Origin of the sequence: Burkholderia sp. SRS-W-2-2016, from assembly GCF_001931485.1 — a bacterium.
Classification (GTDB): Bacteria; Pseudomonadota; Gammaproteobacteria; order Burkholderiales; family Burkholderiaceae; genus Paraburkholderia.
In genome coordinates, this window is the sequence record NZ_MSDV01000088.1 from 1 (window position 1) to 390 (window position 390).

The 390-nt window shown below is 63.1% G+C and carries 1 pseudogene; it reads left to right on the forward strand.

Going from position 1 to position 390, the window contains the following annotated elements:
- A pseudogene (locus BTH42_RS33790) lies at positions 1-390 on the forward strand (hypothetical protein); the annotation flags it as partial.

The window sequence follows — 390 nt, forward strand, 5'->3', positions numbered from 1 at the left end:
GAACGTGTCGCAGTTGAAGAACGCAGGCGTGATCGACGGCAACGGTCAGGTGGCGAACGTGGTTGCGTACGACGACGTATCGAAGGCTGCAATCACGCTGGGCGGCGCAAACGGCACGAAGATCAGTAACGTTGCCGCGGGCGATCTGTCGGCCGCTAGCACGGACGCGGTCAATGGCGCACAGCTGAACACGACCAACCAGAACGTGGCGGACCTGGGCAACCAGGTGACGAAGAACGCTGGCGATATCAGTAACGTGCAGGCGACGCTGTCGGATGCGGTCATGTATGACTCGGCCTCGCACAACAGCGTCACCCTCGGCGGTGCGAATGCCGCGGCTCCGGTGGCCCTGAAGAACGTGGCCGACGGCGTCGACAACAACGACGCGGT